This is a genomic window from Nocardia sp. CY15, from assembly GCF_009829295.1.
Lineage (GTDB): Bacteria > Actinomycetota > Actinomycetes > Mycobacteriales > Mycobacteriaceae > Nocardia > Nocardia sputi.
The window spans coordinates 26,216-38,881 of record NZ_VUOT01000010.1 but is presented as its reverse complement, the minus strand read 5'-3'; the positions used below and the strand labels follow the sequence as shown (position 1 = coordinate 38,881).

General features: G+C 67.9%; 13 protein-coding genes. 6 read left to right on the top strand and 7 right to left on the bottom strand.

Going from position 1 to position 12,666, the window contains the following annotated elements:
- Window positions 1-318: 318 nt before the first annotated feature.
- The 4 genes from GVY39_RS14420 to GVY39_RS14405 all read right to left on the bottom strand — a co-directional run bounded on the left by GVY39_RS14420 (window position 319) and on the right by GVY39_RS14405 (window position 3,897).
- A complete protein-coding gene (locus GVY39_RS14420; protein WP_159924733.1) occupies window positions 319-1,413 on the bottom strand; it encodes a nitronate monooxygenase family protein in 1,095 nt (364 codons plus the stop codon).
- The gene (locus GVY39_RS14415; RefSeq protein ID WP_159924735.1) at window positions 1,410-2,168 is read right to left on the bottom strand and encodes a CoA-transferase subunit beta; all 759 of its coding nucleotides are present in this window, start codon (window positions 2,166-2,168) and stop codon (window positions 1,410-1,412) included. Before GVY39_RS14415 ends, GVY39_RS14420 begins: the two co-directional genes overlap by 4 nt.
- On the bottom strand, window positions 2,165-3,043 hold the full coding sequence (locus tag GVY39_RS14410; protein WP_159924737.1) for a CoA transferase subunit A: 879 nt from the start codon (window positions 3,041-3,043) through the stop codon (window positions 2,165-2,167). The genes GVY39_RS14415 and GVY39_RS14410 overlap by 4 nt, the downstream gene beginning before the upstream one ends.
- Window positions 3,044-3,132: 89 nt before the next feature.
- Window positions 3,133-3,897 (bottom strand): enoyl-CoA hydratase family protein, encoded by a 765-nt coding sequence (locus tag GVY39_RS14405; RefSeq protein ID WP_159924845.1) that lies wholly within the window; start codon window positions 3,895-3,897, stop codon window positions 3,133-3,135.
- A gap of 64 nt (window positions 3,898-3,961) precedes the next feature.
- Between GVY39_RS14405 and GVY39_RS14400 the strand changes: the two genes are divergently transcribed.
- The 5 genes from GVY39_RS14400 (at window position 3,962) to GVY39_RS14380 (ending at window position 8,547) form a co-directional block, all read left to right on the top strand.
- Window positions 3,962-4,744 (top strand): SDR family oxidoreductase, encoded by a 783-nt coding sequence (locus GVY39_RS14400; RefSeq protein ID WP_159924739.1) that lies wholly within the window; start codon window positions 3,962-3,964, stop codon window positions 4,742-4,744.
- Window positions 4,745-4,913: 169 nt separating this feature from the next.
- Window positions 4,914-5,825: an SDR family oxidoreductase gene (locus GVY39_RS14395; RefSeq protein ID WP_159924741.1), complete on the top strand. Its 912-nt coding sequence runs from the start codon at window positions 4,914-4,916 to the stop codon at window positions 5,823-5,825.
- 135 nt (window positions 5,826-5,960) lie between these two features.
- The gene (locus GVY39_RS14390) at window positions 5,961-7,013 is read left to right on the top strand and encodes a hypothetical protein (RefSeq protein ID WP_159924743.1); all 1,053 of its coding nucleotides are present in this window, start codon (window positions 5,961-5,963) and stop codon (window positions 7,011-7,013) included.
- 11 nt (window positions 7,014-7,024) lie between these two features.
- Window positions 7,025-7,540, top strand: coding sequence for an ImmA/IrrE family metallo-endopeptidase (locus tag GVY39_RS14385; protein WP_159924745.1), 516 nt, complete (start codon window positions 7,025-7,027; stop codon window positions 7,538-7,540).
- Window positions 7,537-8,547, top strand: coding sequence for a hypothetical protein (locus tag GVY39_RS14380; protein WP_159924747.1), 1,011 nt, complete (start codon window positions 7,537-7,539; stop codon window positions 8,545-8,547). Before GVY39_RS14385 ends, GVY39_RS14380 begins: the two co-directional genes overlap by 4 nt.
- Window positions 8,548-8,837: 290 nt before the next feature.
- Here GVY39_RS14380 and GVY39_RS14375 read toward each other — a convergent pair whose 3' ends face one another.
- Together GVY39_RS14375 and GVY39_RS14370 are read right to left on the bottom strand one after the other, a co-directional pair.
- Window positions 8,838-9,254 carry a helix-turn-helix domain-containing protein gene (locus GVY39_RS14375; protein ID WP_011207048.1) on the bottom strand — a complete coding sequence of 139 codons (417 nt, stop codon included), beginning with the start codon at window positions 9,252-9,254 and terminating at the stop codon, window positions 8,838-8,840.
- A gap of 359 nt (window positions 9,255-9,613) precedes the next feature.
- Window positions 9,614-10,777 (bottom strand): steroid 3-ketoacyl-CoA thiolase, encoded by a 1,164-nt coding sequence (locus tag GVY39_RS14370; protein ID WP_159924749.1) that lies wholly within the window; start codon window positions 10,775-10,777, stop codon window positions 9,614-9,616.
- A 101-nt stretch (window positions 10,778-10,878) separates the two neighbouring features.
- Between GVY39_RS14370 and GVY39_RS14365 the strand changes: the two genes are divergently transcribed.
- On the top strand, window positions 10,879-12,180 hold the full coding sequence (locus GVY39_RS14365; protein ID WP_159924847.1) for a cytochrome P450: 1,302 nt from the start codon (window positions 10,879-10,881) through the stop codon (window positions 12,178-12,180).
- Window positions 12,181-12,235: 55 nt separating this feature from the next.
- Here GVY39_RS14365 and GVY39_RS14360 read toward each other — a convergent pair whose 3' ends face one another.
- On the bottom strand, window positions 12,236-12,655 hold the full coding sequence (locus GVY39_RS14360; protein ID WP_159924751.1) for a nuclear transport factor 2 family protein: 420 nt from the start codon (window positions 12,653-12,655) through the stop codon (window positions 12,236-12,238).
- Window positions 12,656-12,666 lie beyond the last annotated feature (11 nt).

The window sequence follows — 12,666 nt, the reverse complement described above, 5'->3', positions numbered from 1 at the left end:
TGGAGGGGACAGTGATCGAGTCCGGTGATTCACCTGTCTCGACCCGAGCGGGACGAACCGGCGCACGACGGCGACGGATACCAGGCGAACCCGGTATGTCGTTGTCAGTCCAGCGTAGGCCGCTGCATGCGAACCTCCAAGCCAGGTGGCGACATGCCGTTATCGACGGCCGCGGACGAACCGACGCCACCGACTGAGTTGGGTCCCGCCAGTCGAGGCTCCGGTCGCGAGCCCCTGACTCCTGGGCACGGTCGTCCCGATGCAGTGGTCCGTTCCATATCGATAACGGCGGCCGCGGTCTGGACCGGCCGCCGCTCCTCAGTCGGACCCGGCCGCCGCCGGGTGCGGGTCGCCTGCGAGCGCCGAGATCGTCTCGATCCGCGCCACCGCCTCGGTGACGATCCGCTCGATCAGCTCCTTGCACGTGGGCAAGTCATCGATGATGCCCGTGACCTGCCCCGCGGCGAGCACACCCGCGTCGGTGTTGCCCTCGACCAATCCGGCGCGCAGCAGCATCGGCGTGTTCGCGGCCATCACGACCTGGGACCAGCTGAGGTCTTTGGTCTTCCGCATGGCCAGGCCGTCGCGGATCATGGTGGACCACTTCATGCCGGTCATACTCTTGAACCGGGCAGCGTTCCCGACGGCGGCGGTGAGCCCGCGCCAGCGCCCCGAATGTTCCAGCCGCTGCACCAGTTCGGTGTTCAGCACGCGGTGCGGCATGCCGTCGACCTTGAGCGACACCACCGTGTCCTGGAGCTGTCGTTGCAGGTACTCCCGCTTGACGGCGTCGGGAACGGTGCTCTCCTGGGTGAGCAGGAACCGTGTCCCCATCGCGACACCGGAGGCGCCGTAGGCGAGGGCGGCGGCAAGGCCGCGCCCGTCGAAGAATCCGCCCGCCGCGACCACCGGAATGTCCACCGCGTCCAGCACCGAGGGCAGCAGCAGGGTGGTGGCCACCGGGCCGGTGTGCCCGCCGCCCTCGCCGCCCTGCACGATCACCGCGTCCGCGCCCCAGGACGCGACTTTTACCGCGTGCTTGGCCGCGCCGATGGACGGGATGACCACCACGCCCGCGTCTTTCAGCTTCGCGATCAGGTCCTGCTTGGGGGCGAGCGCGAACGACGCGACCGCCACTTTCTCCCGGATCAGCAGGTCGATGCGCTCAGGGGCGTCCGCGGCGTCGGCGCGGATGTTCACCCCGAACGGTTTCGCGGTGTGCGCTTTGGTCTTCGCGATGGCCGCTTCCAGCTCCGCGAAAGTCATGGTCGCCGAAGCGAGAATGCCGAGGCCGCCCGCCTCGGCCGTGGCCGACACCAGGCTCGGGCCCGCGACCCAGCCCATGCCGGTCTGCACGATCGGGTGCTCGACGCCGACCAGATCGGTCAGCGCGGTGCTCAGGCGTGAGCTCATGACGGCACCTCGGTTTCGCGAACCTTCCTGGGATCGAGCACCTCTCGGATCAGCCGCAGCTCCTCGGCGGTCGGCTGACGTGTCTCGCCCGCCTCGGCGAGACCGGCGATCTCGAACGAGGTGTTCTCCGCGACCTCGTCGGCGGTGACGCCGGGGTGCAGACTGCGGGCGCGCATGGTGTGCCCAGGACCTTCGAAATCGAAGACGCCCAGGTTGGTCACCACGCGGTGCAGGTGATGGAAGCGGTAGGCCGGGTCGGCCGGGTCGACCTTGTCGTATCCCACACCGCAGACGATGTCGACCTTGTCGGTGAACACACGCTTCGTGTGCCGCGCGACCCAGTAACTGGTGGCGTGGTTGATCGTATTGCCCGGAGCGCCACGCGAACCGAACATCTGACGGGTCGGCTGCCGCAGCGAGCCGAACGCCGAGAGGTTCTGGTTGCCGAAGCGGTCGATCTGGTTGGCGCCCATCACCACGTGCCTGCGGCCCGACGCCACCACATCGAAAACCTTCCGGAACGGAATCCACCCTTCGATCGGTGCTTTGCCGCCCAGCGGGGGAGTCTCGGCGAGCAGCAGCGCCTCACCGTCGGACAGCAGCAGGTCCGGTTCGGTTGTGAGCTTGGCCAGGCGTGCGCCGATAATCGACATCGGCGACATGGGGCTGGCCATGATCTCCCCGGCGCCGCTGAAGATCTCCGCGCACGCGACCGCGCAGATCTCGGCGCGGGTGACGGTCTCGGTGCTGGTCATGACGCCTCCTCGGCGAATCGGCGAACGGCGGCCTGGTACTGCTCCTCGGAGCCGGACAGGTAGGTGTCGACGAACCGCTGCCACGCCTCGGGCGTCTTCGCGGATTCGACGTAGTGCTTCTGGAACTTCTCGTCCCGGCCGTAGTCGTCTCCGGCCAGGGTGAAGTGCGCGCCGCCGGGAGCCTCGACCACACCGTCGACCATCATGCGGTTGAGCAGCAAGGATTGCAGCGGAACGGTTTTCACCAGCTCGTCGGTCTCCACGACGCGCTCGACCGAAACGTAGCGCCGCCGGGCCGCCAGGCAGAACAGGTCATCGAAGTACGGATCGACGCCGGTGTAGGCGGCATTGCCGTGTGCGTCGCCGAGGTTCAGGTGCACCAGCGCCACATCGAGGTCCAGTGCCGGCATGGCGATCAAAGTCTCCGGCGTACCGTCGACGGGGTAGGGCGATTCGACCGTCTTCAGCTCGCCGTCCCAGAAGTTCGGCACGTCGGAGCCGAGCCCGGCGCGGATCGGCAGGAACGGCAGGCGCGCAGCGGCCGCCTCCAGCCCGCATTTGAGCATGCCTTCGTCCATCTCGCGGGCGACCAGTGTGCCCGAAGTACGCGCTTCGGCGAACCACGGGTCGTAGAACGGCGGCGAATCCAGCGACACGAAGCCGTAGTAGGCCTTGCGTACCTTGCCCGCGGAACACAGCAGCCCGAGGTCCGGCCCGCCATAGCCGACCACGGTGAGGTCGGTGATATCCGAACGCAGGATGGCTCGCACCAGGGCCATGGGCTTGCGTCGCGACCCCCAACCGCCGATGCCGATGGTCATCCCGCTGCGCAGCTCGCCGACGACCTCGTCGAGCGACATCCGCTTGTCTCGCATGGGTGATTTCCTCTCCTGTTGGCGGCGCTCTCGGGGCTCTCCGTGGTCACGCATGCTGCCGCCTCCGGGCCCGTCGTGCACGCCGCGTCTCACTGCTCGCTTTTGCGCGCCGCGAGATCGTCGTCGAATCGGGCGCGGATCTCGTCGGCGACGCCGGCGAGGTTGAGTTCGAAGGTGAATCCCTGCTCGTACCGGTAGCTGCGGTGCACGTCCTGGAGGTCGATGCCGTTCAGCGCCCGCTTGGCCGCCCGGATGACCCGGCCGTCCTTGGCCGCGATGTTCTTGGCCAGCTCCAGGGCCGCGGCGTCGAGTTCGGCGCGCGGCACCACCTGGTAGACCGAGCCGTAATGGTGCAACTGCTGCGCGGTGATGGTGCTAGCGGTGTAGAACAGCGCGCGCATCAGGTGCTGGGGCACCAGCCGGGCGAGGTGGGTCGCCGCGCCGAGCGCGCCGCGGTCGACCTCGGGCAGCCCGAAGGTGGCGTCGTCGGAGGCGATGACGACATCCGCGTTGCCCACCAGCCCGATACCGCCGCCCAGGCAGAAGCCCTGGACCACGGCGATCACCGGCACCTGGCACTCGTAGACCGCCGAGAAGGCCTCGAAGCAGCCGTGGTTGGCGTCGATCAGCGCTTGGTGGCCGGGCTTGCTCTGGATCTCCTTGATGTCGACGCCCGCGTTGAATCCGCGGTTCTCCGCGCGCAGCACCACCACTTTGGTGTCCGGATCACGCCCCGCGGCGCGCACTTCGTCGGCGATGGCGAACCAACCGTCGGTAGGGATGGCGTTGACCGGCGGATAGTCGACCGTGATCACGCTGATGCCGGTCGATTCGGAGTGGCGGTTGATCCCCATGGCAAGTCCCATCATGTGTACCAGCGCATTGGCAAAGCAAGCAGTTGCTTGGTAGGTTAGCACGGTGGCACTCGAAATCGATCTGGCCGGACGCGTCGTTCTGGTGACCGGCGGTGTACGCGGTGTCGGCGCGGGCGTGAGCAAGGCGTTTCTCGCCGCGGGCGCCACCGTCGTCGCGTGCGCGCGACGGCCTGCCGACGCGCCCGTCGAAGTCGACGGCCGCGCGATCGACTACCTGCCCTGCGATGTGCGGGATCCGGAGGCGGTGCGCGCGCTGGTCGAGACGATCACCGAGCGCCACGGCCACTTGGACCATCTCGTCAACAACGCGGGGGGCGCTCCTTTCGCCCTCGCCGCCGACGCGAGCAAGAACTTCCACACCAAAATCGTCGAGCTGAACCTGCTCGCCCCGCTGCTGATGGCCCAAGCCGCCAACGCGGTGATGCAGAAGCAGGACGAGGGCGGCTCGATCGTGAACGTCTCCAGCGTCAGCGGGCATCGCCCGTCGCCGGGCACCGCCGCTTACGGCGCGGCCAAGGCGGGCATGGACAGCCTCACCGGTTCGCTCGCCGTCGAGTGGGCGCCGCGAGTGCGGGTGAACTCGCTGGTGGTCGGGCCGGTCGACACCGAGCTGAGCCGGCTGCACTACGGCGATCAGGACGGGGTCGACGCGGTGGGCCGCACCATCCCGCTGGGCCGCATGGCCCGTCCCGACGACGTCGGCCGCTGCGCCGTCTTCCTGGCTTCGCCGCTGGCCGCCTACGTCAGCGGCGCGACCCTGCTGGTGCACGGCGGCGGCGAGCTGCCCGCCTTCCTCGCCGCCTCCACTGCCGACCAGCAGTCCTGAACACGCCGGAGACGAAGAAGAACACGGGCATGAGCGGTGGGGCGCGGCGGAGCGTAGTGCGCAGAGCCCCGCGCGTATCGGAAGGGACACCGGGCATGAGCGATCAAGCCCGGAGGCGGCAGCGGAGCGTGACCATGGAGGGCCCGCTCACATCGGAAAGGGACACAGTATGGATACCGAGCAGATCTGCGCCGGGCGCGTCGTCATCGTCACCGGCGCGGGCCGTGGCATAGGCCGGGCGCACGCCCTCGCCTTCGCCGCCGCCGGCGCGCGCGTGGTGGTCAACGACATCGGTTCGACGCTGGACGGCGCGGCCACCGCGGAAACACCTGCCGAGCAGGTGGTCGCGGAGATCGAGGCGCTGGGCGGCGAAGCCGTAGCCAACGGCGACGACGTCGCGGACTGGGCGGGCGCGCGCAGGCTGATCCACCAGGCCGTCGACGCCTTCGGCAAGCTCGATGTGCTGGTCAACAACGCCGGTTTCGTGCGCGACCGGATGCTGGTCAACCTGAGCGAGGACGAGTGGGACGCGGTGGTGCGCGTCCACTTGAAAGGCCACTTCGCCACGATGCGGCACGCGATCGAATACTGGCGCGCGGAGGCCAAGGCGGGCCGTTCGGTCGACGGCCGGATCATCAACACCAGCTCCGGCGCGGGTCTACAGGGCAGCGTCGGCCAGAGCAATTACGGCGCGGCCAAGGCGGGCATCGCGAGCCTGACGCTGACCGCCGCCGCCGAGTTCGCCCGCTACGGCGTGACGGTGAACGCGATCGCCCCCTCCGCGCGCACCAGGATGACCGAGACAGTGTTCGCGGACATGATGGCCAAGCCCGAGAACGGCTTCGACGCCATGGCTCCGGAGAACGTGTCTCCGCTGGTCGTGTGGCTGGGCAGCGCGCAGTCGGCGGCGGTGACGGGACGGGTGTTCGAGGTCGAAGGCGGCAAGGTGGCGCTGGCCGACGGCTGGCGGCACGGCGTCGCCGTCGATCGCGGCGCCCGCTGGGATCCGGCCGAGCTCGGAGCCGTCGTAGCCGATCTGATCGCCAAAGCGACTCCACCGGAGCCGGTCTACGGGGCCTGACCGGCCCCGCCCCTTCCGGGAGCGCGTTCGCGAGCTGGGGTTTACTATGGGCACCCATCCGTTCGAAAAGTCCCGTGTGAGAGTGGCGACCGGGCACAGAACTGCGCTTCGACTGATGAGGGGAAGGCTCGGCGCATGGCGGTAGGTCGCGCATTCCGTGTGCTGGCGGTAGCCGGCGCCGTCGCGGGCTGCGCACTGCTCGGCAGCGGCGCCTTCGCGGACGCGCGACCTTCCTGCCCATCGTGCGTCGCGGACCCGGCTGCGCCGCCCTACGACAGTGGCGATACCTGGTATCCGCTGGCCGTGCCCGGGCAGCGGTCGGAGGTCGGTGTGGTACCGGCGCATCCTGCTGCCGGAACCGGTTCGGCCCGGGAGGGTTCGGCGGCCGCAGGGTCCCCTGGGTCGGATGTGGCGCTCGGCTCCGGTTCGGGCGGTCTCGGTGTGATGCTCGGTTCCGAGGCCGCCGATCTCGCGCTCGTCCTCGGTTCCGGCTCAGCCGGTCTCGGCGTCCTGTTGGGCACCGGCTCAGCGGCTGTCGGCTCGGCCGCCGTGGGCACCGGATCGGCAGTGCTCGGTACCGGTTCGGCCGTCCTGGGCACCGGTTCGGCCGCACTGGCGACGGGCTCCGCCGTGACCGGCACCGGCTCCGCCGTGCTGGGCACTGGTTCCGCGGCGGTCGGCTCCGCGGCGGTCGGCTCTGCGACTGTGGGTTCAGCCGCGACGGGTTCAGCTGGGACGGGTTCAGCTGGGACGGGTTCCGCCGCAGTCGGTTCGGCGGCTGCCGGTTCCGCGAGCCCCTTGCTGCTGTTGTTGATTCCGCTCCCGCAAACGACCGTTCCGCCCACCCCCGCGTTCCCACCGGTGACGGTTCCTCCGGTACCTGTTCCCGTGTTGCCGCAGACCTCGCCCATTCCCGTAGTGGCGCCGAGCAATTCACCGCCAGCGGCCCCCGCGCCCCGATCCGTGCCGCTCGCACCGCCTTTGGCGCAGCGACCCGTTGCCGAACCCTCGGTCCGCTCGACCGGCTCCGCCGACACCCTTCCCGCGCCGGAGCTGTTGCCGGTGATCGGCGGACTGATCGCGCTCGGCCTCGCGGGCGTGGGATCCGGCGTGCTCAGTTTCCGGAGCGCCGCGGCCGCCCAGGCCAGGATCGACGCGGCTCGCGCCCAATTCTTCCCGAGGCCGTGAGGGGTCAGCCGATGAGCGACAGCCGCGCACCTACTGGCTTGCGGTCCTATCGCCGGGTCGCCGCCGCCGTCGACGCGGTGTGCGCGGTGGCGGCCGACTTCGACGCGACCACATTGGACGAAGTCGTCCACGCGATCGCGGGCGAGCGACGCCGCGGGATCGAAATCGTTAGTGCGCGACTGGGACCCGGGATCTGCGGACAGCGCCGCCGCTATCCCGACCGTGACGTGATCGTGCTGGCGGAGACGCTGCCGAGCCGCGAGCACACTCTCGCGCACGAACTGGGTCACATCGTCTTCGATCACGAAGGCACGCCCGCGCTCGAGGTGACCTTGGAGGCGAGCGACGAGCTGATCGCCTACATGCTCAGCAGCCGTGCGCATCAGCAGATCGTCGACGATGGCGCCGACGAGCTCGCGGAGTGGGAGGCAGAGACTTTCGCCGCCATGCTGATGACCCGGCTGCGCGTGTTCAACAGCCGGGGCGCGGGCGTCTCGGTTCTGCGATTCGACGAGGCGCTCGGATGATCCTGTGGGGGACGGCTCTGCTGGTCTGGATGGCCGCCGGCGCGCGGGTGGGACGTGTCCTGGTCAAGCCCGCGACCACGGCCAGGGTGGCCATCGTCGTCGCGGTCGCCGCCGTCGCGCTCGCCGCCACCGTGGCGGTACCCGAGATCGGGCTCGCCTTGGACAATCTCGTGCCCGGCGGCGTGCACGCGGGCCGACTCTCCGACGGAGTCGTCACCGCAGGCTGGGTCACGTTCGCGACGGCCACTTCAGTGATCGCCTCGGCGGCTTGGCCGGTGGTGTCGCGGCGGAATCTGCGACAGCTCGCCCTGGTGATCCACGGCGTCGGCCTGCTCGCGGTCGGGGTCACGCTGGCCTGGTCGTTCACCCTCGGGTGGGTGGTCGTGACCACGGGATGCCTGTTCGTCGTCGGCACCGGTCTGCGCAATCTCGACTGGACTGCGCTCGGTCGCGGCATCGCGCTCTACACCGCGGGAACCGCGTTGGTCGCGGTGCTGGCCGCAAGCCGGATTCGGCGTGATTTTCAGCATGCGCCCCGGGTCGCGCCAGGGGATCCGGCCTGGGCATGGCCGCTCTGGGGTATCGCGAGTCTGCTCATCGCGCTCGGCGCGGTGTGGATCGTAGTCGAAGTGTGGGTCCGCGCGCGGGTGCTGCTGCGCAGGATCCGCCCGTTGCACCGGACCATGGTGGGCCGTTTCCCCGAGGTGGTCACATACCAACAGCGCGGATTCTCCACGCAGCTCGCGGCTTCCGACCAGGTGGCGCAGATCATCGATGCCCTGTATCTGCAGTCCGGCGGTGGCCTCGTGCTGGCGGAACTCGCACAGCCACCTGCCTCGGTGACGGACCGGGCCGAGCGCGTGGCGCGGTGGGCGCGCGATCCGGTGGGGGCGTTCGTGGTGGACGCCCGGTGGATTGCTCCGCCAGAAGGCATTAGCCCTCGCGGCTGGGTCCAGGCCATCGCGCGAGCCTATAGGAGGACCGCGTCCATGCCCGCTCGAAATTGATCGACTTCGCGCGAATGCGATCATCCTGACGCGAATAAGCGTGACTGATCGGACTATTCGGACAGACCGGTTGGATCGGAATGTCCTACGACACGAACGAGCGCCGACGAACCGCGCCGAAACGGGTTATACGAGCGTGTGATTCGGACCACAGCACTTACCGGCGCGTGTGCGTGCCCCGAATTGTCGGGGCACGCACACGCGCCGGTGGTGTGCTGTGCCCGCTTACGCGCGCATAACACAGCACAGTGCGACCCGCTGGGTCGCACTGTGCTGCCGTGCAGAAGAACCTATTCGGTGCCATCCGGAGGAATTTCGGGCAAGCCTTCGCTCGCCCGCAACTTCTCCGCCATGGACGTCAGCAGGTTCTGTGATTCTTCGGACAAGTCGAACGCCCTACTCGACAGCCGTCGCAGTCCATAGCCCTGCAGCTGGGACAGCAGCTCCAGATCGTGATCGATCTTGGCAGCATAGATGTCGTTGAAGAAGTAGTCCGGCTTGACCTTGAAGAACTTCGCCAGGGCGGCCACCGTCTCATCGGACGGGTTCGTCCGTTGTCCCGACCGCAACTGCGACAGGTACGGTTTCGAGATCGGATGTCCGGAGGCCGTCAGCGCCGCCGCAACCTCCGCGTTGGTGTGCGGCTTACGCCCCGGGGGATGCACGGTTTCGAACAGCTTGTTCAGCCGCGCCGCGAAATCAGCCATTGTGAGCCGCCCAATTCCCTTCGCTGTACTAACAGTCGTTATCTCGGATACGTATCATTGATATTAGCGGCTCAGTAACTGAAAACCTACGCCTGATTCCGGATTTCCTTGAAGCTTCTAGGTCGGAAGGCGGCGAAGGTACTGGGACGGTCGCGTTTGCGGGTCACGCCAAGGCCTCTCGAGAACCCGCGGTACGAACCGGTTCTGGCCCGTCGCTGCGGTCTCGTCGCAAGGGGTCTTGATAGCCGCAAGATAGCTGATGTCTCATGGACTCGGCGGTACTCGAGTTTGTGTGGCGTACGACACGTTTGCGCCCCTAGGGGATGAACGTTCAACCAACCCGCTGGAAATGGTTGAAGTCACAAACGTTCAAGGATCGTTCCTGTCGCGAGTGCGCCACCGGCACACATGAGAACCATTGCGGTTTCGCGATCGGAGCGTTCCAGCTCGTGCAAAGCCGTTGTGATGAGGCGGGATCCGGTGGAGCCCACCGGATGCCCGAGGGCGATGGCGCCGCCGTTGACATTAACCCGATCCATGTCCGGCTGATGTACAGAAGCCCAGGAAAGTGCGACCGACGCGAATGCTTCGTTGATCTCGAAAAGATCGATGTCACCGATATTCATGCCGGACCGCTCCAGCAGCCTGGTGCACGCCTGCACCGGGCCGTCGAGGTGGAACTCGGGCTCGGCGCCGACCACGGCCTGGGTGAGGATCCGTGCCCGCGGGCGCAGACCTGCTCGCCGCGCGGCCGCTTCGTCCATCAGCAGTACCGCGGCGGCGCCGTCGGAGATCTGTGAGGACGTTCCGGCGGTGTGCACCCCGCCTTCCAGGACCGGCTTCAACTTCGCCAAGCCTTCGGCGGTGGTCTCGCGCAGGCCCTGATCCCGTGTCACATCCAGCTTTTCGCCGGTGAGGTTGCCTTCTTTGTCCACGGCGGGCGCGGTGACGGTGAGCACCTCGCGATCGAACCGGCCTTCGGTCCATGCCTGTGCCGCCAGGCGCTGCGATCGCGCGCCGAATGCGTCCACGTCCGCGCGAGTGATGCCACGCCGCTTGGCGATCCGTTCCGCCGCCTCGAACTGGTTGGGCAGGTCGATGTTCCAGGACGCGGGCCTGCGCGGCCCGGCGTTCTCGCCGACGTTGGCGCCCAACGGAACCCGGCTCATCGCCTCCACGCCGCAGGCCATGCCGATGTCGATCGCGCTGGCTGAGATCAGGCCGGCGATCAGGTGGTTGGCCTGCTGGGCCGATCCACACTGGGTGTCGATCGTGGTGGCGCCGACCTGCCACGGCAGCCCGGCGTGCAGCCAGGCGACCCGGGTGACGTTGTTGGACTGCTCGCCCGCTTGGGTGACGCAGCCGCCGATGACCTGTTCGACCTGCGCGGGGTCCAGGTGCGCGCGCTCGAGCAGCCCGCGTTGGGCCGCGCCGAGCAGTTCGGCCGCGTGCAGCCCTGACAGCCAGCCGCCGCGCTTGCCGATCGGGGTCCGTGCGGCCTCGACGATCACGGGTGTGCCCATGTCCAACCTTTCCTCAGGGACAGAAAACTGAAACGCGTTCATAGCACTTGCCGAGGGCGGATCTGTCCGGTTTCTTTCCTCATTCTCCCGCCTGTGCTTCAATGATTATAGAACGTGTTTCAGTTTGTCGAAGGAGACATCTGGTGGTAGACACTCGGAATGCCCGGCCGAATCTCCCGGACGGGTTCGACGTCACGGACCCGGACATCTACGCCGAGCGTGTTCCGGTCGAAGAGTTCGCCGAACTGCGCCGGACCGCGCCGATCTGGTGGAATCCGCAATCGCCCGACGTCAGCGGCTTCCACGACGACGGTTTCTGGGTGGTCAGCAAGCACGCCGACGTCAAAGAGGTCTCGCGGCGCAGCGATGTGTTCTCCAGCTACGAGAACACCGCCATCCCGCGGTTCAACGACGACATCGCGCGCGAGCAGATCGAACTGCAGCGGATCGTCCTGCTGAACATGGACGCGCCCGAGCACACCAAGCTGCGCAAGATCATCTCGCGCGGTTTCACGCCGCGCGCCATCAACGGTCTGCGTGCCGAGCTGTCGGCCCGCGCGGAAGCGATCGTGAAGGCGGCGGCCGAAGCGGGCTCCGGGGACTTCGTCACCCAGATCGCGTGCGAACTGCCGCTGCAAGCCATCGCCGAGCTGATCGGCGTTCCGCAGGAAGACCGGATGAAGGTCTTCACCTGGTCCAACGACATGACCGGCTACGACGACCCGGAGAGCACTGCCGATCCGGTCGCGGCGTCGGCCGAAATCCTGGGTTACGCCTACCAGATGGCGGCCTCGCGCAAGCAGTGCCCGGCCGACGACATCGTGACCACGCTGATCGAGGCCGACGTCGATGGTGACAAGCTCTCCGAAGAGGAGTTCGGCTTCTTCGTGATCATGCTCGCCGTCGCGGGCAACGAGACCACCCGCAACGCCATCTCGCACGGCATGATGGCATTCCTGGAGAATCCGGACCAGTGGGAGCTGTTCAAAGCCGAACGCCCTGCCACGGCCGCCGACGAGATCATCCGGTGGGCCACTCCGGTCACCTCGTTCCAGCGGACCGCGCTGGAGGACACCGAGCTGGGCGGCGTGCAGATCAAGAAGGGCCAGCGGGTGGTCATGCTGTACCGCTCGGCCAACTTCGATGAGGACGTCTTCGAGCAGCCGGAAAAGTTCGACATCATGCGCAAGGACAACCCGCATCTGGCCTTCGGCGGCACCGGCGCGCACTTCTGCATCGGGGCGAACCTGGCCCGGCTGGAGATCGACCTGATCTTCAACGCCATCGCCGATCACCTGCCCGACATCACCAAGGTCGCCGACCCCAAGCGGCTGCGGTCGGGCTGGCTCAACGGGATCAAGCAGCTCCCGGTCGACTACAAGACCTGCCCGATCGCGCATTGAGAGACGGAAATGGCCCTCGCACCGCGGTGCGAGGGCCATTTTTGTGCTCGCAGTGTCAGTCGACCGGCCGGGCGGTCTTCATGGCGCGATCGACCTCCCAGAACGCGCGTAGCGCGGCGATCTTGCCGTGCGCGTTCACCCGGTAGGTGAAGACACCGTCGGCGTCGATCCGGTGACCACCGATGGTGCTGCGGATCGTGCCGGTGAAGGCGACCTCATCGCCGCAGGCGAACGAGTCGCCGAACAGGAACTCGATCAGCTCGGTCTTCGCGATCGCCTTGTCCCAGAACGCGGCGATGGCCTCCGTGCCGCGGTGGCCCTTGCCCTCCGGATCGAAGCCCGACGGACCGATGGGATCTTCCACGATGCCGTCCTCGGCGAACAGCGCGACCCAGGCCTGCTTGTCGCGTGCTCGCACGGCGGCCTGCGATGCCAGGCCCGCTGCCCGCGCCGGATGCTCGGTGGTGGTGCTCATATGGTCTTCCT